Consider the following 20,120-nt stretch of genomic DNA (forward strand, 5'->3'; position numbering starts at 1 on the left):
GCTGGGCTTGTACAGATGCACGGGGGGGCACGCCGGGGCGGGGGTTGTGTGGGAAACAGTGTTCTAACCCTGTTCCCCACTCACGACCGGCCTGACCGGCGCACACTGCGAACCCCCTGCTGCGCCCGCGATCTTGGGCGCGAACGGATGACCGCCGACCAGGCGTGCCATCACTCGGACGGGTTCGGTCTCGCTACACTCCGATGTCGTGCGCCCGTTTCGTCGTGGGGGTCGGCGACCCGCTCGTGCCCTGCTCGCCAGTGTCCTGGCCGGGCTGCTCGTCGCCGGGTGCACCGAGGGTTACGCCCAGCCTCAGGCGGCCGGGGACAATCCGGCCATCGCTGGAGGAAAGACCGGCTCCCCGCCGCGGCCGGTCGACGTCAAGCTCGCTTCGGGTGACCCCCGGGAGAGTGGTGGCGTGATCGCCGCGGGTGGTGCGGACGCCGTCTACAATTACGGGCCGTCCGTCATGCTCGACCGCGGGCAGACCCGGATGTGGTGGTGCAGCCAGTACGGCGGCGCCGGACCCGCCGGCGACGACATCCTCTACGCCCAGGCCCAGTCGATCGACGGGCCGTTCGCCGGGCCCGGCGGCGGGATCCCGGCCGCCGTCTTCTCCGGCGCTCCCGGGCAGTTCGACGGCATGCACACCTGCGACCCGTCGGTGCTGCGCGTCGGCTCGACCTACTACCTCTACTACACCGGCGCGGCAGGCGACCACGCGCTCGGCAACGCCGTCGGGCTCGCCACCAGCGCGGACGGCGTGCACTGGACCCGCGCGGCGGGCGGGAAGCCGATCCTCGGACCGTCGCACGACGTGCACCGCGCCAACGTCTACGGCGCCGGCCAGCCCTCGGCCGTCTACCTGGACGGCTGGTTCTACCTGATGTTCACCGACACCACCGGCCGCGCCGCGGCGTGGAACGGCGCCGGGCAGTTCGTGCTCCGGTCGCACGACCCCGCGTTCGGGGCCGGGGTCCAGGCCCTCGACGTCGGCGGGTTCGTGCCGGTGGCCACGACCGCCGCGCCGCGCGGCCGGTCGGTGGTCGAGGGGTTCAGCGCGGACCTGATGTGGGTGGGCGCGCTCGACGCGTTCGTCATCGCGCACGAGACCGATACCGGGACGACGCTGACGTTCTGGACCGCGGACTTCACCGACAACCCGTACCGGGCGGTCGTCATCCCGGGCCCGTGGAAGGAGGGGCCAGGGCTGGTGCGCCGCGCGGACGGGCACGCGCCGCTGTCGTCGGCCGCGCCGTGCGACCGGGTGCCGTTCGACGTCGTGCGCGCGACCGCGATCGGCGGGGCCGGCGCGCCGACCGCCCTGCGGCACTTCGGGCTCGACCTGGTGGGGAGCCAGGCCTGCGCGAACCCGGGCCGGGTGGCCGCCACGTTCGACGGCGTGACGATGCCGTCGCCGGACCGGACGATGGACCTGGTCCGCGCCGGGCAGCGGGTGCGGGTCGACCGGCGCGGCGTGGCCGCGGCCCTGGCCGGCGAGCTGCTGGAGAAGGAACCGCCCGAGGTGGCGGCGTTGCCGGTGGCGACGCGGCTGCGCTCGGGCGCGGAGTCGGTCCGGGCCCCCGGCCGCGGCCTGGCACTGGTCCTCGACGACCGCCGCCTGTGGGGAGTCCCGGACGCGGCGCTCGTTGCCGGCAACGGCTCGGCGGCCCACCCGGTGACGGACGCCCAATGGGACGGCTACCCGCAAGGCGCGTCACTGGTCGGCTGACGCCGGAGGCAGCTCATCGGCGAGAACCGACGCCGCGCTGCGGTGGGAGACCGCGTGCTAGGTGCGGGGTTCCCCGCTGCGAGGCCGCATCCGCGGAGACGGTCGCGGCGAGGGTTCCGGGTCGTCCGCCCTGACCCGCCGACGAGGCTGAGGCGAGGCTTCCGAGCCGTCCACCCGGACCCGCCGGCGCGGACGCGGTGAAGGCGCGGGCGAAGGCGAAGAAACCTCGCGCTCCGCATCGTCCTCCTCCGACGGCCGGGTCCGCCCGATCCGCCCACCCACGAAAAGCCCCAGCCCGGCCGGCACCAGCACCAGCAGCGCCGAAAACGCCGCCCCGCCGGTCAACGCCCCGCCCAGCTCCGACACGCCCGTCTGGTCGACGAACACCGCCCGCCCGATCACGTACAGGATCCCCGACACGACCCCCGCCACCAGCGCCGCGATGAACCACGCGCGGCCGCGGTCGGGGACGTCACGCCAGGCGTCCAGGGCGCTCCACAGCGCCGCCGCGCCGACCAGCGCCGCCAGGGTCAGGGAAACCATCAGCGTCTGGTCCGTCGGGTGGTACACGGCGTACTTGGCCAGCAGCGTCAGCGCGACGCCGTGGAGCACCGCCATCCCGAGTCCGCGGATCACCCAAGCGCTCATCCTGCGGAGTGTAGGCCAGGTTACTGGCGAGTCGCTTCGCCAGCGCCCACTAGGCTGGGGACGTGCCCGAAACCCATGGACGACGCCGGGCGGCGCTGCGCGGGCTTCTGACCGAAGCCGGTGTCGACGCGCTGCTGGTCACCGATCTGCTCAACATCCGCTACCTCACCGGGTTCACCGGCTCGAACGCCGCCGTGCTGCTGCACGCCGAGGGCGACGGGAAGACGCTCTTCTGCACCGACGGCCGCTACACGACCCAGTCGGCCGCCGAGGTGCCCGACCTGGACAAGGTCGTCGACCGGGCCAGCGCCGCCGCCCTCGTCGCGAGAGCCGCGAAGGACGCCAGGACCTACGGCCGCGTCGGCTTCGAGAGCCAGCACGTCAGCGTCGAAGAGTACGAGTCGCTCAAGAAGGACGTCGCCCTCGAACGCACCCCCGGGCTGGTCGAGAAGCTGCGGCTGGTGAAGGACGAAGCCGAGATCGAGGCGCTGCGCCAGGCCTGCGCCGCCGCCGACCGGGCGCTGGACGACCTCGTCGCCGCCGGCGGCCTGCGGCCCGGCCGGACCGAGCTGGAAATCGCCCGTGACCTGGAGAACCGGATGCTGGAGCACGGCTCGGCCGAGCCCAGTTTCGCCTCCATCATCGCCGCCGGCGCGCACTCGGCCATCCCGCACCACCAGCCGACGCACGCCCAGCTGAAGCGCGGCGACTTCGTCAAGCTGGACTTCGGCGCGACCGTCGACGGCTACCACTCCGACATGACCCGCACCTTCGTCCTCGGCGAACCCGCGGACTGGCAGCGGGAGGTGTACGACCTCGTGCACGCCGCCCAGGCGGCCGGGGTCCGCGCCGTCGTGCCGGGCACCGAGGTGTCCGATGTGGACGCCGCGGCGCGCGGGGTGATCGCGGACGCCGGGCACGGCGAGCACTTCGCGCACGGTCTCGGCCACGGCGTCGGCCTGCAGATCCACGAGGCGCCCAGCTTCGCCGCGACGGGCGTCGGTACACTGTCCGCCGGTATGGCGGTCACCGTCGAGCCCGGCGTCTACCTCGCGGGGCGCGGTGGCGTGCGCATCGAGGACACGCTCGTCGTGCGGGCTGGGGAGCCCGAACTCCTCACCCTGAGCACCAAGAACCTCGTGGTCGTCTGACAGCGGCCGCGAACCGTAGATCGACACAGGAGACTGCAAGCTCGTGGCCACGACCAACGACCTGAAGAACGGGCTCGTCCTCAACCTCGAGGGCCAGCTGTGGACCGTCACCGCGTTCCAGCACGTCAAGCCGGGCAAGGGCGGCGCCTTCGTGCGCACGACGCTCAAGCACGTGCTCACCGGCAAGGTGGTCGACAAGACGTTCAACGCGGGCACGAAGGTCGAGACGGCCACGGTGGACCGCCGGAACATGACCTACCTGTACAAGGACGGCCAGGACTTCGTGTTCATGGACGGCGACACCTACGACCAGATCACGGTGCTGGCCGCGGTCGTCGGCGACAACGCCAACTACATGCTCGAGAACACCGAGGTCCAGGTCGCGGTGCACGAGAACGAGGCGCTCTACGTCGAGCTCCCGACCTCGGTCGAGATCGTCATCCAGCACACCGACCCGGGCCTGCAGGGCGACCGCTCCACCGGCGGCACCAAGCCGGCGACGCTGGAGACCGGCGCGGAGATCCAGGTCCCGCTCTTCCTGTCCACCGGCGAGAAGATCAAGGTCGACACCCGCGACGGCCGTTACCTGGGCCGCGTCTCCAGCTGATGCCGACGTCGAAGCCCCACCCCAACCGCGGCGGCGCGATCAGCCGCAGGCAGGCGCGCCGTCGCGCGGTGGAAATGCTGTACGAGGCCTCGCAGCGCGACGCCGACGCGGTCACGCTGCTGGCCGACCGGGTCGGCGCGACCGAGGTCGACCCGATCGGGGACTACACGATCAGCCTGGTCGAGGGCGTGACCGCCCGGAAGACGCAGATCGACGAGCTGCTGGCCGAGCACGCGCAGGGCTGGACCCTGGAGCGGATGCCGAAGGTCGACCTCGCGGTGCTGCGGGTCGGGGTCTACGAGCTGCTCTGGGCCGGGGACGTGCCGGACCCGGTCGCGATCGACGAGGCCGTCGGCCTGGCGAAGGAACTCTCCACGGACGATTCGCCGCGGTTCGTCAACGGCGTGCTGGGCCGGATCGGCACGATCGCCGACCGCCTCCGCGCCGTCCTGTAGGTCTGCTGCGAGCCCCCCGACGAAGTCAGTGAGCGTCTCCGGTGCCCCCACCGGGAACGCTCACTGCTGTCGGCACAGCACACCCGGAATCAGTCCTCCTTGGACGGCCGCGCCTCCGGCGGGAGCACACCCCAGTCGATGAGCTGCTCGGTGAGCTCGCCCGGGGTCATGTCGTAGATGATCGCCAGGGACCGCAGGTCCTCGGTGCGGATCGAGAGCACCTTGCCGTTGTAGTCGCCGCGCTGGCTCTGGATCGTCGCCGCGTAGCGGGCCAGCGGGCCCACCTTTTCGGCCGGCAGCTGCTGCAGGCGCTCGAGGTTGATCACGATCTTGGTGGCGGGCTCCGCGCCGGAGGGGACCCGGCCCTCGGGCAGCAGCTCGACCACCGGCACGCCGTAGAAGTCGGCCAGCTCGGCCAGCTTCTGCACGGTGACGGCACGGTCGCCACGCTCGTACGAGCCGACGACGACGGCCTTCCAGCGCCCACCGGACTTCTGCTCGACCCCGTGCAGGGACAGGCCCTGCTGCTGGCGGATCCCGCGGAGCTTGGCCCCGAGCGCCTTGGCGTAATCGCCCATCTGGTCGTTCTCCGTTCTCCACCCCCTCCGGTCGGGGTGACCGGTCCAGGGGACTCTTCGAGTCGAATACTCAGAGTAATGGTTACGCATTGTTGTCACCAGGTCAAGCAGGAGCTTGCCGCGAATCACGCCACACCACCCGTAAGACTGAGCAAAGTGCCTGCTACTGTCGGTGGGAAAGCCCCGACCAGCAGGGGAACAGACGTCCTTTAAGGACCCGTCCGGTGAGGCGGGGAAGGAGTCCGAAGTGTCGTCACGTCCGCGTGGCGCGGCTGGTTCGGCCGGGGAGCGCGAGCTCCTGACGGCCGGCGATGTCGCGCGCACGATCGCCCGAATGGCCCATCAGGTCATCGAAAAGACCGCGAACGGTGCGGAGAGCACTACCCCGCCCGTGTTGCTCGGGATCCCCAGCCGCGGCACTCCCCTCGCGGCGCGCCTCGCCGACAAGATCGGCGAGTTCTCCGGAGTCCGCCCGCCGACCGGCGCCCTCGACGTCACCCTCTACCGGGACGACCTCCGCCGCCGCCCGCCGCGCGCGCTCGAACAGACGCAGCTGCCCGCCGACGGCATCGACGACCGGGTGGTGATCCTGGTCGACGACGTCCTCTTCTCCGGCCGCACGATCCGGGCCGCGCTCGATGCCCTCCGTGATCACGGCCGCCCCCGCGCGGTGCAGCTGGCCGTCCTCGTCGACCGAGGTCACCGTGAGCTGCCGATCCGCGCCGACTACGTGGGCAAGAACGTGCCGACCGCCCGCACCGAGGGCGTGTCCGTCCTGCTGGCCGAGATCGACGGCCGCGACGCGGTGCTGCTCCGTCCCTCGGAAAGCGGCCCGACCGAAGAAGTACCTGGAGAAGACTCGTGAAGCACCTGCTCGCCACCGACGGGCTGGACCCGGCGCTGGCCACGGCCGTGCTGGACACCGCCGACGAGCTGAAGCACACCCTGCTCGGCCGTGAGGTCAAGAAGCTGCCGACGCTGCGCGGCCGCACGGTGATCACCCTGTTCTACGAAAACTCGACGCGTACGCGGGTCTCGTTCGAGATCGCCGGGAAGTGGATGAGCGCCGACGTGATCAACGTCTCCGCGTCCAGCTCCTCGGTCAACAAGGGCGAGTCCCTACGCGACACGGCGTTGACGCTGGCCGCCGCGGGCGCCGACTGCGTGATCGTCCGGCACCCCGCCAGCGGTGCCGCCCAGCGGCTCTCGGAGTGGCTCGCCGAGCCCGGCACGTCGGTGGTCAACGCCGGCGACGGCACCCACGAGCACCCGACGCAGGCGCTGCTCGACGCGGCGACCCTGCGCGAGCGGCTCGGTTCGCTCAAGGACCGCCGGATCGCGATCGTCGGTGACGTCCTGCACAGCCGCGTCGCCCGCTCGAACATCCACCTGCTCTCCGCGCTCGGCGCCGAGGTGGTCCTCGTCGCGCCGCCGACGCTGCTGCCCTACGGCGTCGAGAGCCTGCCGGTGACCGTTTCGCACGACCTCGACGCCGAGCTGCCCGCGGTCGACGCGGTGATGATGCTCAGGGTTCAGGCCGAGCGGATGCACGGCGGGTTCTTCCCGAGCGCCCGCGAGTACTCGATCGCGTACGGCCTCTCGGAGAAGCGGCAGAAGCTGCTGCCGGAGCACGCGGTCGTCCTGCACCCCGGCCCGATGCTGCGCGGGATGGAGATCGCGAGCGCGGTCGCCGACTCCCCGGCCTCGGCCATCACCGAACAGGTCCGCAACGGCGTCCACGTGCGCATGGCGGTCCTCTACCACCTGCTGGCCAGCGAAGGAGCCGCCGCGTGAGCACCGTGATCAAGGGCGCCCGCCCCTACGGCGAAGGCGACCCGGTCGACGTCCTCGTCGAGGACGGGGTGATCACCGGGATCGGCACCGTCGACGTCCCGGAGGACGCCGAAATCGTCGAAGCGGGTGGCCAGGTGCTGCTGCCGGGGTTCGTCGACCTGCACACCCACCTGCGCGAACCCGGCCGCGAGGACACCGAGACGATCGAGACCGGCTCGGCCGCGGCGGCGCTCGGCGGGTACACCGCGGTGTTCGCCATGGCCAACACCGACCCCGTCGCCGACAACGCCGTGATCGTCGACCACGTGTGGCGGCGCGGGCAGGAGGTCGGCCTGGTCGACGTCCACCCGGTCGGCGCGGTCACCGTCGGGCTCAAGGGCGAGAAGCTCGCCGAACTGGGCACGATGGCGAAGTCGCAGGCCCAGGTGAAGGTCTTCTCCGACGACGGCCTCTGCGTCGCCGACCCGCTGCTGATGCGCCGCGCGCTGGAGTACTCGACCGCGCTGGACGTCGTCATCGCGCAGCACGCCGAGGAGCCGCGGCTGACCGTCGGCGCCCAGGCCCACGAGGGCGAGCGCGCGGCCCGGCTCGGCTACACCGGCTGGCCGGCCGCCGCGGAAGAGTCCATCGTGGCCCGCGACTGCCTGCTGGCCCGGCACGCGAACGCGCGGCTGCACGTCTGCCACGTGTCCACTTCGGGCACCGCGGACGTCCTGGCCTGGGCGAAGGACCGCGGCACCAAGGTGTCGGCCGAGGTCACGCCGCACCACCTGCTGCTCACCGACGAGCGCCTGGCCACCTACGACCCAGTCAACAAGGTGAACCCGCCGCTGCGCACGGAATCCGACGCGGAGAAGTTGCGGACCGCGCTGGCCGAGGGCGTCATCGACTGCGTCGCCACCGACCACGCCCCGCACGCGGTGCAGGACAAGGACACGGAGTGGAGCGCGGCGCGGCCGGGCATGCTCGGGCTGCAGACGGCACTGTCCATCGTGGCCGAGACCATGGTCCGCACCGGGCTGCTCGACTGGCGCGGCGTCGCCCGCGTCATGAGCGAGCGCCCCGCGGAGATCGGGAACCTGGCCGACCAGGGCCGCCCGATCGCCGTCGGGGAGCCCGCGAACCTGACGCTGGTCGACCCGGACGCCGAGTGGACGGTCCGCGGCGCGGAGCTGGCCAGCATCGCCGCCAACACCCCGTACGAGGGAATGCGGCTCCCCGGTGTGGTGACCGCGACGCTGCTGCGCGGGCGGCTCACCGCGCGGGACGGGAAGGTCTGCTGATGGAACGCCTTTGGCTGGTGCTGGCGATCGTCGCCTTCTTCCTGCTCTGCCTGTGGGGCATGTACGTCGGCTGGCGGCGCAAGGCGCGCTCGCAGAGCGTTCAGGTGCCGCCGTTCCCCGCCATCCCCGCGGAGCCGGGGGACGTCCTGCTGGAGTCCACCGGTGTCTACGTCGCGACGACGTTCGCGGGGGAGTGGCAGAACCGGGTCGTCACCCGCGGCGCGGGTCTGCGCACCGGCGCGGTCCTGCGGCTGCACGAGGGCGGTGTCGCGGTCGAACGCGGGGGAGCGCCCGACTTCTGGATCCCGCGCGACGCGGTCACCGGCGTCCGGCGCGACACCAAGATCGCCGGGAAGGTGATGGGCACGGACGCGCTGCTGGTGCTCACCTGGCGGGCCGGCGAAACCGAGGTCGACACCGGCTTCCGCGGCGACGACCTCGACGACTATCCACAGTGGATCGAACAGTTGAAGATCAAGGGAGGTGCCCAGTGAACGCGCGCGCTCAGGCCGCACTGGTGCTCGAAGACGGCCGGGTGTTCCGCGGCGCTGCCTACGGCGCGCGGGGGCGAAGCCTCGGCGAGGCCGTGTTCTGCACCGGCATGACCGGCTACCAGGAGACGCTGACCGACCCGTCCTACCACGGGCAGATCGTGGTGCAGACCGCGCCGCAGATCGGCAACACCGGCTGGAACGACGAGGACGACGAGTCCTCGAAGATCTGGGTCAACGGCTACGTCGTCCGCGACCCGGCCCGCACGCCGTCCAACTGGCGCTCGAAGCGCACGCTGGACGAGGAGCTGGTGAACCAGGGGATCGTCGGCATCGCCGAGGTCGACACCCGGTCGCTGACCCGGCACCTGCGCGAGCTGGGCGCGATGCGCGCCGGGGTCTTCTCCGGCGACGCGCTGGGCACCGTCGACGAGATGGTCGCCGAGGTGCTCGCCAGCCCGAAGATGGAGGGCGCCGACCTGGCCGGCCAGGTCACCACGCCGAAGCCGTACGTCGTCTCGGCCGAGGGCGAGACGCGCTTCCGGGTGGTCGCGCTGGACCTGGGCATCAAGTCCAACACCCCGCGGCAGATGGTCAAGCGCGGCATCGAGGTGCACGTGCTGCCCTCCACGTCGACCTTGGACGAGCTGCTCGCGATCGAGCCGGACGGCGTGTTCCTGTCCAACGGCCCGGGCGACCCGGCCACGACGACGCACGCGACCGAGCTGACCAAGCAGGTACTGGGCCGCGAGATCCCGCTGTTCGGCATCTGCTTCGGCAACCAGGTCCTCGGCCGCGCGCTCGGCCTCGGGACGTACAAGATGCGCTACGGCCACCGCGGCATCAACATCCCGGTGATCGACGTCGCCACCAAGCAGGTGGCGATCACGGCGCAGAACCACGGGTTCGCCCTCGAAGGCGAGCCGGGGCAGCGCTTCGAGTCGCCCTTCGGCGCGGCTCAGGTCAGCCACTACTGCGCGAACGACGGCGCGGTCGAGGGCCTGCGGGCGTTCGACGTCCCGGCGTTCTCGGTGCAGTACCACCCCGAAGCCGCGGCCGGCCCCCACGACGCGGCGCCCCTGTTCGACGATTTCGTTTCGCTCATGGAGAAGAAGGCCTGATGCCGAAGAGGACGGACATCCAGCACGTGCTGGTGATCGGCTCCGGGCCGATCGTGATCGGGCAGGCCGCGGAGTTCGACTACTCCGGGACCCAGGCCTGCCGGGTGCTGCGCAGCGAAGGCCTGCGCGTGTCACTGGTGAACTCGAACCCGGCCACCATCATGACCGACCCCGAGTTCGCCGACGCGACCTACATCGAGCCGGTGACGCCGGACTTCGTCGAGAAGGTCATCGCCGTCGAACGCCCCGACGCGATCCTCGCCACGCTCGGTGGGCAGACGGCGCTCAACTGCGCCGTCGCGCTGCACGAGCGCGGCGTGCTCGCCAAGTACGGGGTCGAGCTGATCGGTGCCGACATCGACGCCATCCAGCGCGGTGAGGACCGGCAGAAGTTCAAGAACATCGTCGCCGAGGTCGGCGCCGAGACCCCGCGCAGCCGCGTCTGCAACACCATGGACGAGGTCCGGGACACGGTGAAGGAGCTGGGCCTCCCGGTCGTCATCCGGCCGTCGTTCACCATGGGCGGGCTCGGGTCCGGCATGGCGCACACGCCCGAAGACCTGGAACGGCTCGCTTCCACCGGCCTCGACGAGTCGCCGGTCACCGAGGTGCTCATCGAGGAGAGCGTGCTCGGCTGGAAGGAGTACGAGCTCGAGCTGATGCGCGACCGCAGTGACAACGTCGTGGTCGTCTGCTCGATCGAGAACGTCGACGCGATGGGCGTGCACACCGGCGACTCCGTCACCGTGGCGCCGACCATGACGCTCACCGACCGCGAGTACCAGGTGATGCGCGACGTCGGCATCGACGTGCTGCGCGCGGTCGGCGTCGACACCGGCGGCTGCAACATCCAGTTCGCGATCAACCCCGAAGACGGCCGGATGGTCGTCATCGAGATGAACCCGCGCGTGTCCCGGAGCAGCGCACTGGCGAGCAAGGCGACCGGCTTCCCGATCGCCAAGATCGCCGCGAAGCTCGCCATCGGCTACACGCTCGACGAGATCCAGAACGACATCACCGGCGAGACCCCGGCGGCGTTCGAGCCCACTTTGGACTACGTCGTCGTCAAGATGCCGCGGTTCGCCTTCGAGAAGTTCCCGGGCGCCGACCCGACGCTGACCACGACGATGAAGAGCGTCGGCGAGGCGATGTCGTTCGGCCGCAGCTTCCCCGAGGCGCTCGGCAAGGCGATGCGGTCGATCGAGACCAAGGCGACCGGGTTCTGGACGCTGCCCGACCCCGATGGCGTCACGGTGGAGTCCACTTTGGACTCCCTGCGCACGCCGCACGAAGGCCGGCTGTACGAAGTCGAACGGGCGCTGCGCCTGGGCGCTTCGGTGCAGGAGGTCCACGAGGCCTCCGGCATCGACCCGTGGTTCATCGACCAGATCGCCTACATCGGCGAGGTCGGCGCCGAGGTCCGCGACGCCCCGGTGCTCGACGGCGATCTCCTGCGCCGCGCCAAGCGCACCGGGCTGTCCGACCGGCAGATCGCCGCGCTGCGGCCGGAGCTGGCCGGCGAGGACGGCGTCCGCACGCTGCGCCACCGCCTCGGCGTGCGGCCGGTGTTCAAGACCGTGGACACCTGCGCGGCGGAGTTCGCCGCGAACACGCCGTACCACTACTCGGCCTACGAGTCCGACCCCGAAGCGCAGTCCGAAGTGGCGGCGCAGACGGAGAAGCCGAAGGTGCTCATCCTCGGCTCGGGCCCGAACCGGATCGGCCAGGGCATCGAGTTCGACTACTCCTGCGTGCACGCGGCGATCGCGTTGCGGGAGGCCGGGTTCGAGGCCGTCATGGTCAACTGCAACCCGGAAACCGTGTCCACCGACTACGACACGTCCGACCGGCTGTACTTCGAGCCACTGTCCTTCGAGGACGTCCTCGAGGTCGTGCACGCCGAGCAGGCGTCCGGCACGGTCGCCGGCGTCATCGTCCAGCTCGGCGGCCAGACCCCGCTGGGCCTGGCGAAGCGGCTCGCCGACGCCGGGGTCCCGGTGGTCGGGACGCCGCCGGAGGCCATCCACCTGGCCGAGGACCGCGGCGCGTTCGGCGAGGTCCTCACCGACGCCGGGCTGCCCGCGCCGCGCTACGGCACGGCGACGTCGTTCGAGGGCGCCAAGCGGATCGCCGACGAGATCGGCTACCCGGTGCTCGTCCGGCCGTCGTACGTCCTCGGCGGGCGCGGCATGGAGATCGTCTACGACGAGGAGACCCTCGCCGGGTACATCAGCCGCGCCACCGAGATCACCCCCGAGCACCCGGTGCTCGTGGACCGCTTCCTCGACGACGCCATCGAAATCGACGTCGACGCGCTGTTCGACGGCGAAGAGCTCTACCTCGGCGGCGTGATGGAGCACATCGAGGAGGCCGGCATCCACTCCGGCGACTCCTCGTGCGCGCTGCCGCCGATCACGCTCGGGCACACCGATCTGCAGGCCGTCCGCCGCTCCACCGAGGCGATCGCGCGGGGCGTGGGCGTGCGCGGGCTCCTGAACGTCCAGTACGCGCTCAAGGACGACGTCCTGTACGTGCTGGAGGCCAACCCGCGGGCGTCGCGGACGGTGCCGTTCGTGTCCAAGGCCACGGCGGTGCCGCTGGCGAAGGCGGCCGCGCTGATCATGACCGGCTCGACGATCAAGGACCTGCGCGAGAGCGGCGTCCTGCCGTCCGACGGCGACGGCGGGCAGATGCCGGCCGACTCGCCGGTCGCGGTCAAGGAAGCCGTGCTGCCCTTCCACCGCTTCCGCACGCCCGAAGGCCACGGCGTCGACTCGCTGCTGGGTCCGGAGATGAAGTCCACCGGCGAGGTGATGGGCGTCGACGTCGACTTCGGCAAGGCGTTCGCCAAGTCCCAGAGCGCGGCCTACGGCTCGCTGCCGACGTCCGGGCGCGTGTTCGTCTCGGTCGCCAACCGCGACAAGCGCTCGATGGTCTTCCCGGTGAAGCGCCTGGCGGACCTCGGGTTCGAGATCCTCGCCACGTCCGGCACCGCGGAAGTGCTGCGGCGCAACGGGGTCGCGTGCTCGGTGGTGCGCAAGCACTACCAGGGCTCGACCGAAGCCGAGCCGAACATCGTGGACGTCATCCTGAACGGCGACGTCGACATGGTGATCAACACTCCCTACGGCAACAGCGGTCCGCGCGTCGACGGCTACGAAATCCGCACCGCCGCGGTGTCGCGCGACATCCCGTGCGTGACCACCGTGCAGGGCGCCGCGGCGGCCGTGCACGGCATCGAGGCGCTCATCCGGGGCGACATCGGGGTCAAGTCCCTGCAGGAGCTGCAGGCGGCGCTGAAGGCGAAGTCGTGAGCACGCGGGAGCGCTTCGGGGCGCGGCTGGCGAAAGCCGTCGCGGACCGGGGCCCGCTGTGCGCCGGGATCGACCCCCACCCGGGCCTCCTCGAGGCCTGGGGGCTCCCGGTGGACGCTTCGGGCCTGGAACGGTTCGCGCTGTCCGCCACGGAGGTCCTGGCGGCGCGCACGGCGATCGTGAAGCCGCAGTCGGCGTTCTTCGAAAGTTTCGGTGCGGCGGGCGTCCGCGTGCTGGAGCGGGTCGTCGAAACCGCGCGCGAAGCCGGCGCTCTGGTGCTGCTGGACGTCAAGCGCGGCGACATCGGCTCCACGATGGCGGCGTACACGGCCGCGTACGTGGCCGACGGGGCGGCGATCGCGGCCGACGCGATCACCGTTTCGCCGTACCTCGGGTTCGGCTCTTTGGCCCAATGCGCCGAAACGGCGGTCGCCGCGGGGCGCGGCATCTTCGTGCTTGCGCGAACTTCGAACCCCGAAGCGGCCGCAGTGCAGAACGCGAAACTGCCCGACGGCCGCACCGTCGCGCAGGCGATCGTCGACTCCGCGGCGGCGCTCAACGCATCCGCGGGGCCGCTCGGCGATGTGGGTGTGGTGGTCGGCGCCACGGTTCCGCCGGGGGAGCTCGACCTCTCGCGGCTGAACGGACCCGTGCTGGCACCCGGTTTCGGGGCCCAGGGAGCCACTGTGGCCGATCTGAAGGCGCTCTTCGGCGCATCCCTGCCGGGAGTGCTGCCCGCGTCGTCTCGCGACATCCTGAAGCACGGTCCGGAGCAAGCGGCTTTGCGCCAAGCGGTCGAACGGGTCGCCGAAGTGCTGGCCGACCCGCAGGAAAACGACCAATAGCAGGGCCCGGAACGGGGTCCCACCAGGCACCCCCGCATTGTGGCCGGTGCTCACGGGTGGGTACCGTCGCGTCACCCACCCAGATTTGAGAACTACCGGAGGAAAACGTGGCACTTCCCCAGCTGACAGAGGAACAGCGCGCTGCGGCGCTGGAGAAGGCCGCCGCCGCTCGCAAGATCCGTGCTGAGCTGAAGGAGCGGCTGAAGCGGGGCGGTACCACTCTGGTCGACGTGCTGAAGCAGGCCGAGGAGAACGAAGTCCTCGGCAAGATGAAGGTTTCGGCTCTGCTCGAGGCCCTTCCGGGCGTCGGCAAGGTCCGCGCGCAGCAGACCATGGAACGACTGGAGATCGCCCCCAGCCGTCGCCTTCGCGGCCTCGGCGACCGGCAGCGCAAGGCGCTGCTGGCCGAGTTCAGCGGCGAGTGAACGGCGCCGGTCGTGACTACCCGGTGAACCGGGGCGCCGACCGCGGCAGTGAGCCGGTGACGGGGGACATCCCCCGGCACCGGCTCACCGTCGTATCGGGGCCTTCGGGGGTCGGGAAGTCGAGCGTGGTGGGCGAGCTGCGGAAGCTGGAGCCCGACATCTACTTCAGCGTCTCGGTGACCACGCGCAAGCCCCGCCCCGGCGAAGTCGAGGGCGCGCACTACCACTTCGTCGACCGCGCCGAGTTCGACGCGATGGTCGCCGACGGCCGGCTCCTCGAGTGGGCCGAGTTCACCGGCAACTGCTACGGCACCCCCCGCGAGCCGGTCGAGAAGGCCCTCGCCGACGGCCGCCCGGCCATCCTGGAGATCGAGCTGCAGGGCGCCCGCCAGGTCCGCGCGGCGATGCCGGAGGCCCGGCTGGTGATGCTGATGCCGCCGTCCTGGGACGAACTGGTCGGCAGGCTCACCGGGCGCGGCACCGAGAACGAGGCCGCCGTGCAGGCCCGGCTGGCCGAAGCGGAGCGTGAGCTGGCCGCCGCCGGCGAGTTCGACCACCGGGTCGTCAACGCCGACGTGCGAGAGGCCGCTGAGCACTTGCTAAACTTGATTACCGGCGAGCAGTTTGCCGCCGGTAGTCCCACAGATTCGGAGCACCAAGAGTGACGACTCAGGCGACGCTGCACGAAGAGCTCGAGGGCATCACCAACCCGCCGATCGACGACCTGCTCGAGAAGGTCAGCTCGAAGTACGCGCTGGTGATCTACTCGGCCAAGCGTGCCCGCCAGATCAACGACTACTACGCCCAGCTGGGCGAGGGCCTGCTCGAGTACGTCGGCCCGCTCGTCGAGCCGGGCCCGCGCGAGAAGCCGCTCTCGATCGCGCTGCGCGAGATCCACGGCGGCCTGCTCGAGCACACCGAGGGTGAGTAAGCCCAAGGTCGTCCTGGGCGTGGGCGGCGGCATCGCCGCCTACAAGGCCTGTGAGGTGCTGCGCGGACTGACCGAATCCGGTCACGACGTCCGCGTGGTCCCCACCGAAGCCGCGCTGAACTTCGTCGGCGCGGCCACCTTCGAAGCCCTCTCCGGGCACCCCGTGCACACGGGCGTGTTCACCGAGGTGCCCGAGGTGCAGCACGTCCGCGTCGGCAAGGAAGCCGATCTCGTCCTGGTCGTCCCGGCCACGGCGAACCTGCTCGCCAAGGCCGCCCACGGCCTCGCGGACGACCTGCTGACGAACACCCTGCTCACCGCCCGGTGCCCGGTCGCCTTCTTCCCGGCGATGCACACGGAGATGTGGGAGCACCCCGCGACCCGCGCCAACGTGGCCCTGCTGCGCTCGCGCGGCGCGATCGTCACCGAGCCCGACTCCGGCCGGTTGACCGGCGTCGACACCGGCAAGGGCCGCCTGGCGAACCCCGCCGAGATCGTCGACCTCGCCCGGCTGCTGCTGGCCCGGCCGGACGCCCTCCCGCGCGACCTCGAAGGGGTCCGCGTCGTGGTGTCGGCGGGCGGCACCCGCGAGCCGCTCGACCCGGTCCGCTACCTGGGCAACCGCTCGTCCGGCAAGCAGGGCTACGCGCTGGCCCGCGTCGCCGCCCAGCGCGGCGCCGAGGTCACCCTGGTCACCGCCCACACCGTCGCGCTGCCGGACCCGGCGGGCGCGACCGTCTCGCACGTTTCGACGGCGGAGGAGCTGCGACAGGCGGTGCACGCCGCGTCCGAGACCGCCGACGTCGTCGTGATGGCCGCCGCCGTCGCCGACTTCCGGCCGGCGAACCGGGCCGACCACAAGATCAAGAAGTCCGACGATCAGCCGGACCCGGTCATTACTCTTGACCGCAATGCGGACATCCTGGCCGAACTGGTGCGAAACCGGCGTCCCGGACAGGTCGTCGTGGGATTCGCCGCGGAAACCGGGGACGAGCACGGCGACGTCCTCGACCACGCCCGCGTGAAACTCAAGCGAAAAGGCGCGGATCTGCTGGTCGTGAACGCCGTCGGCGACGGCAAGGCGTTCGGCACGGAGGACAATTCGGGCTGGCTGCTCGGCTCCGACGGCACGGAAATCCCCATCCCCTTGGGCGCGAAAGCCGAACTCGCGTCCACTCTGTGGGACGCTGTAGTGAGCTTCATGAAGCGTTGACCGTCCTCCGAGCGATAGTCAGTACGCTTGCACAGGTAAGGGGTGCCTAAGTTTCGGGGCATCCGACGACAAGGTGAGGAAGTGACGGCCACCGTGACCGCGTCTAGCAGCAGATTGTTCACCTCGGAGTCGGTGACCGAAGGGCACCCCGACAAGATTTGCGACGCCATCAGCGACTCGATCCTCGACGGTCTGCTGTCGAAGGACCCGCGCAGCCGCGTGGCGGTCGAGACCCTGATCACCACCGGCCAGGTGCACGTCGCCGGCGAGGTGACCACGGAGGCGTACGCCGACATCCCCACGATCGTCCGCGACGTCATCCTGAAGATCGGGTACGACTCCTCGGCCAAGGGCTTCGACGGCAACTCGTGCGGCGTCAACGTCGCGATCGGCTCGCAGTCGCCCGACATCGCCCAGGGCGTCGACACCGCGTACGAGTCGCGGGTCGAGTCCGACGAAGACGAGATCAACCGCCAGGGTGCCGGCGACCAGGGCCTGATGTTCGGCTACGCCTGCTCGGACACCCCCGAGCTGATGCCGCTGCCCATCGCGCTGGCGCACCGGCTGTCGAAGCGGCTGACCGCGGTCCGCAAGGACGGCGTGCTGCCGTACCTGCGCCCGGACGGCAAGACCCAGGTGACCATCGAGTACGCCGGCGACCAGCCGGTGCGCCTCGACACGGTCGTCGTGTCTTCGCAGCACGCCGACGGCATCGACCTCGAGCGGATGCTCAGCGTCGACGTCAAGGAGCACGTGGTCGGCCCCGAGATCGACGCGCTGGGCATCGACACCTCCAGCGCGCGGCTGCTGGTCAACCCGACCGGCCGCTTCGTCATCGGCGGCCCGATGGGCGACGCCGGCCTGACCGGGCGCAAGATCATCGTCGACACCTACGGCGGCATGGCCCGCCACGGTGGCGGCGCGTTCTCCGGCAAGGACCCGTCCAAGGTCGACCGTTCCGCCGCGTACGCGATGCGCTGGGTGGCCAAGAACGTCGTCGCCGCCGGGCTGGCGTCGCGGACCGAGGTCCAGGTCGCCTACGCGATCGGCAAGGCGGCCCCGGTCGGCCTGTTCGTCGAGACGTTCGGGACCGAGACGGTCGACCCGTCGAAGATCCAGCAGGCCATCACCGAGGTCTTCGACCTGCGGCCCGCCGCGATCATCCGCGATCTCGACCTGCTTCGCCCGATCTACGCCCCGACGGCGGCGTACGGCCACTTCGGCCGGCCCGAGCTGGACCTCCCCTGGGAGAGCACGGCCCGCGCCGAGGCGCTGAAGAACGCCGCGGGAGCCTGACGCACGATCCGGTGAAGGCCACCTCGAAGCTCTTCGAGGTGGCCTTCCTGGCGTCCGGGATGTCGGAGGGGTCTGGTAGAGATCACGGCGTGAGTAGTTCCGAGCCCGCCGCTCTCTGGGAGCTCCCGGAGAAGCCGCCTCCCGCTCCGGCGAAGGCGGCGCCCTCGCGTGCCCGGAAACCGGCGAAGCCCGGCCAGAAGGCCAAGGGGGCCCAGTCGCCCGCGCCCGAGCGGCCGGTCGCGCGGATCGTCGTCGACATCCCGCTGGCCCACCTCGACCGCACCTTCGACTACCTCGTGCCGGAGAAGCTGCACGAGACCGCCGTGCCCGGCTGCCGCGTGCGCGTCCGGTTCGCCGGGCAGCTCGTCGACGGCTACCTGATCGAGCGCGGCGAGACCAGCGACTACGGCAGCAAGCTGGCGTTCCTCGACCGCGTGACGTCGCCCGAGGCGGTGCTGCCGCCGTCGTCGCACGCGGTCTGCCGCGCGGTCGCCGACCGCTACGGCGGCACCCTGTCGGACGTCCTGCGCCTGGCGATCCCGCCCCGCCACGCGAAGGCCGAGGCCGAACCGCCGCCGGCGCCCGTGGCGCTGCCCGAAGCACCCGACACGACGGCCTGGGGGCGCTACCAGCGTGGTCCGGCGTTCCTGGAGGCCCTGGCCGAGGGCAAGCCCGCGAACGCCGTCTGGCAGGCCCTGCCGGGCGAGGACTGGCCACGCCGGCTCGCCGAGGCCGCCGCTTCGGTGGCCGCCGCGGGGCGGGGCGCGGTGCTGGTGGTCCCGGACCACCGCGACCTGACCCGGGTGCACGAGGACTGCGCGGCGCTGGTGGGGGAGGACGCCGTGGTGGCGCTGATCGCCGGCCTCGGGCCCGCGGAGCGGTACCGGCGCTGGCTGGCGGTGCTGCGCGGCGCGGTGCGCGTGGTGGTCGGCACCCGGGCGGCGATGTTCGCGCCGGTCCACGACCCCGGCCTGTTCGTCGTCTGGGACGACGGCGACGACCTGCACCTCGACCCGCACGCGCCCTACCCGCACGTCCGCGACGTGCTGATGGACCGCGCGCATGCGGCGAAGGCGTCGCTGCTGGTCGGCGGGTTCGCCCGGACGGCGGAGGCCCAGTTGCTGGTCGAGTCGGGCTGGGCCGTGCCGGTCCTGGCCGACCGCACGGTGCTGCGGTCGGCGGCGCCCCGCGTCACCCCGGTCGGCGAGGACTTCGACGTCGCCCGAGACGAGGCGGCGCGCGTCGCCCGGCTGCCGGCCGTGGCGTTCGAAGCCGCGCGGCAAGCGTTTGCGGCGGGCCTGCCGACGCTGGTCCAGGTGCCCCGGCGCGGGTACGTCCCGGGCCTGGCGTGCGGCAACTGCCGCACGCCGGCGCACTGCCGCCGCTGCGCGGGGCCGCTGGCGCTGCCCGGCGGGTCGGTGGACGGGCAGCCGAAACCCCCGGCGTGCCGCTGGTGCGGAGTCCCGGAGACGGCGTTCCGCTGCACGGCGTGCGGCTCGGTCCGCCTGCGCGCGGTGATCGTCGGCGCGAAGCGGACGGCGGAGGAGCTGGGGCGGGCGTTCCCGGGCATCCCGGTTCGCACCTCGGGAGCGGCGGAGGTCCTGGCCTCGGTCCCGGGCAAGCCGGCGCTGGTGGTGTGCACGCCGGGAGCGGAACCGGTGGCCGAGGGCGGCTACGGCGCGGCACTGCTGCTGGACGGCTGGGCCTTGCTGGGGCGTCAGGACCTGCGGGCGGGGGAGGAGGCGTTGCGCCGCTGGATGGCGGCGGCCTCCCTGGTCCGCCCCGCCGCCTCGGGCGGCCGCGTGATCGTCGGAGCGGAGGCGGGGATGCCGGTGGTCCAGGCACTGGTCCGCTGGGACCCGGCGTGGCACGCGGGGCAGGAGCTGTCGGAACGTCGTGAGCTGGGCTTCCCGCCGGCGATGCGGATGGCGAGCGTCGAGGGAAGCCCGGACGCGGTGGCGGGCTTCCTCGACGACCTGCCGCTGCCGTCGTCGGGGGAGGTACTGGGCCCGGTCCCGCTCGGGGAGATCGACGAGGACGGGAATGCCGCACGGGAGCGGGCTTTGGTGCGGGTATCCCGCGCGGAGGGCAAGGCGCTGTCGTCCTCGATCCACGCGGCCGCGGCCCGGCGGGACGCCAAGAAGGCGACGGAACCGATCCGCGTCCAGGTGGATCCGCTGGACCTCATCTAGCCGCAAGAGTGCCTCTTGCCTACGATCAAAAGGTACTTTTACAC

The 20,120-nt window shown here is 71.6% G+C and carries 19 protein-coding genes; 17 read left to right on the forward strand and 2 right to left on the reverse strand.

Annotated features, from left to right (window positions below; all coding sequences use genetic code 11):
• Positions 1-250 precede the first annotated feature (250 nt).
• The gene (locus ABZ342_RS11300; protein WP_360471901.1) at positions 251-1,732 is read left to right on the forward strand and encodes a beta-xylosidase; all 1,482 of its coding nucleotides are present in this window, start codon (positions 251-253) and stop codon (positions 1,730-1,732) included.
• A gap of 57 nt (positions 1,733-1,789) precedes the next feature.
• On the opposite strand, the gene ABZ342_RS11305 is transcribed toward ABZ342_RS11300, so the two are convergent.
• Positions 1,790-2,380, reverse strand: coding sequence for a B-4DMT family transporter (locus ABZ342_RS11305; RefSeq protein ID WP_360471483.1), 591 nt, complete (start codon positions 2,378-2,380; stop codon positions 1,790-1,792).
• Positions 2,381-2,442: 62 nt separating this feature from the next.
• On the opposite strand from ABZ342_RS11305, the gene ABZ342_RS11310 reads away from it, so the two are divergent.
• The 3 genes from ABZ342_RS11310 to nusB are packed head-to-tail and all read left to right on the forward strand — an operon-like array spanning position 2,443 to position 4,593.
• Positions 2,443-3,531, forward strand: a complete 1,089-nt coding sequence (locus ABZ342_RS11310; RefSeq protein ID WP_360471485.1) for a Xaa-Pro peptidase family protein — start codon at positions 2,443-2,445, stop codon at positions 3,529-3,531.
• A gap of 43 nt (positions 3,532-3,574) precedes the next feature.
• Positions 3,575-4,138, forward strand: a complete 564-nt coding sequence (gene efp / locus ABZ342_RS11315; RefSeq protein WP_155542394.1) for an elongation factor P — start codon at positions 3,575-3,577, stop codon at positions 4,136-4,138.
• Entirely contained in the window at positions 4,138-4,593 is a 456-nt protein-coding gene (nusB, locus tag ABZ342_RS11320) for a transcription antitermination factor NusB (RefSeq protein ID WP_360471489.1), read from the forward strand. Before efp ends, nusB begins: the two co-directional genes overlap by 1 nt.
• An 89-nt stretch (positions 4,594-4,682) precedes the next feature.
• On the opposite strand, the gene ABZ342_RS11325 is transcribed toward nusB, so the two are convergent.
• Positions 4,683-5,171 (reverse strand): helix-turn-helix domain-containing protein, encoded by a 489-nt coding sequence (locus ABZ342_RS11325; RefSeq protein WP_003096372.1) that lies wholly within the window; start codon positions 5,169-5,171, stop codon positions 4,683-4,685.
• A gap of 247 nt (positions 5,172-5,418) precedes the next feature.
• On the opposite strand from ABZ342_RS11325, the gene pyrR reads away from it, so the two are divergent.
• The 13 genes from pyrR (at position 5,419) to ABZ342_RS11390 (ending at position 20,076) form a co-directional block, all read left to right on the forward strand.
• The gene (gene pyrR / locus ABZ342_RS11330) at positions 5,419-6,036 is read left to right on the forward strand and encodes a bifunctional pyr operon transcriptional regulator/uracil phosphoribosyltransferase PyrR (RefSeq protein ID WP_155542396.1); all 618 of its coding nucleotides are present in this window, start codon (positions 5,419-5,421) and stop codon (positions 6,034-6,036) included.
• A complete protein-coding gene (locus ABZ342_RS11335; protein WP_086671159.1) occupies positions 6,033-6,965 on the forward strand; it encodes an aspartate carbamoyltransferase catalytic subunit in 933 nt (310 codons plus the stop codon). The genes pyrR and ABZ342_RS11335 overlap by 4 nt, the downstream gene beginning before the upstream one ends.
• Positions 6,962-8,248 carry a dihydroorotase gene (locus tag ABZ342_RS11340; protein WP_360471493.1) on the forward strand — a complete coding sequence of 429 codons (1,287 nt, stop codon included), beginning with the start codon at positions 6,962-6,964 and terminating at the stop codon, positions 8,246-8,248. Before ABZ342_RS11335 ends, ABZ342_RS11340 begins: the two co-directional genes overlap by 4 nt.
• Positions 8,248-8,742, forward strand: a complete 495-nt coding sequence (locus ABZ342_RS11345; RefSeq protein WP_360471496.1) for a transporter — start codon at positions 8,248-8,250, stop codon at positions 8,740-8,742. Before ABZ342_RS11340 ends, ABZ342_RS11345 begins: the two co-directional genes overlap by 1 nt.
• Positions 8,739-9,860 carry a glutamine-hydrolyzing carbamoyl-phosphate synthase small subunit gene (gene carA, locus ABZ342_RS11350; RefSeq protein WP_360471499.1) on the forward strand — a complete coding sequence of 374 codons (1,122 nt, stop codon included), beginning with the start codon at positions 8,739-8,741 and terminating at the stop codon, positions 9,858-9,860. The genes ABZ342_RS11345 and carA overlap by 4 nt, the downstream gene beginning before the upstream one ends.
• The gene (gene carB, locus ABZ342_RS11355; RefSeq protein WP_360471502.1) at positions 9,860-13,174 is read left to right on the forward strand and encodes a carbamoyl-phosphate synthase large subunit; all 3,315 of its coding nucleotides are present in this window, start codon (positions 9,860-9,862) and stop codon (positions 13,172-13,174) included. The genes carA and carB overlap by 1 nt, the downstream gene beginning before the upstream one ends.
• Positions 13,171-14,019: an orotidine-5'-phosphate decarboxylase gene (gene pyrF, locus ABZ342_RS11360; protein ID WP_360471504.1), complete on the forward strand. Its 849-nt coding sequence runs from the start codon at positions 13,171-13,173 to the stop codon at positions 14,017-14,019. Before carB ends, pyrF begins: the two co-directional genes overlap by 4 nt.
• Before the next feature lie 107 nt (positions 14,020-14,126).
• Entirely contained in the window at positions 14,127-14,444 is a 318-nt protein-coding gene (gene mihF / locus ABZ342_RS11365) for an integration host factor, actinobacterial type (RefSeq protein ID WP_013224622.1), read from the forward strand.
• Entirely contained in the window at positions 14,441-15,109 is a 669-nt protein-coding gene (gene gmk / locus ABZ342_RS11370; RefSeq protein WP_360471506.1) for a guanylate kinase, read from the forward strand. The genes mihF and gmk overlap by 4 nt, the downstream gene beginning before the upstream one ends.
• Positions 15,106-15,375, forward strand: a complete 270-nt coding sequence (rpoZ, locus tag ABZ342_RS11375; protein WP_005152353.1) for a DNA-directed RNA polymerase subunit omega — start codon at positions 15,106-15,108, stop codon at positions 15,373-15,375. Before gmk ends, rpoZ begins: the two co-directional genes overlap by 4 nt.
• A complete protein-coding gene (coaBC, locus tag ABZ342_RS11380) occupies positions 15,368-16,588 on the forward strand; it encodes a bifunctional phosphopantothenoylcysteine decarboxylase/phosphopantothenate--cysteine ligase CoaBC (protein ID WP_360471508.1) in 1,221 nt (406 codons plus the stop codon). The genes rpoZ and coaBC overlap by 8 nt, the downstream gene beginning before the upstream one ends.
• 93 nt (positions 16,589-16,681) lie before the next feature.
• On the forward strand, positions 16,682-17,884 hold the full coding sequence (metK, locus tag ABZ342_RS11385; RefSeq protein WP_196425431.1) for a methionine adenosyltransferase: 1,203 nt from the start codon (positions 16,682-16,684) through the stop codon (positions 17,882-17,884).
• 89 nt (positions 17,885-17,973) lie between these two features.
• Positions 17,974-20,076: a primosomal protein N' gene (locus tag ABZ342_RS11390; RefSeq protein ID WP_360471511.1), complete on the forward strand. Its 2,103-nt coding sequence runs from the start codon at positions 17,974-17,976 to the stop codon at positions 20,074-20,076.
• Positions 20,077-20,120: the final 44 nt, after the last annotated feature.

Origin of the sequence: Amycolatopsis sp. NPDC005961, assembly GCF_040629235.1 — a bacterium.
GTDB classification, from domain to species: domain Bacteria; phylum Actinomycetota; class Actinomycetes; order Mycobacteriales; family Pseudonocardiaceae; genus Amycolatopsis; species Amycolatopsis camponoti.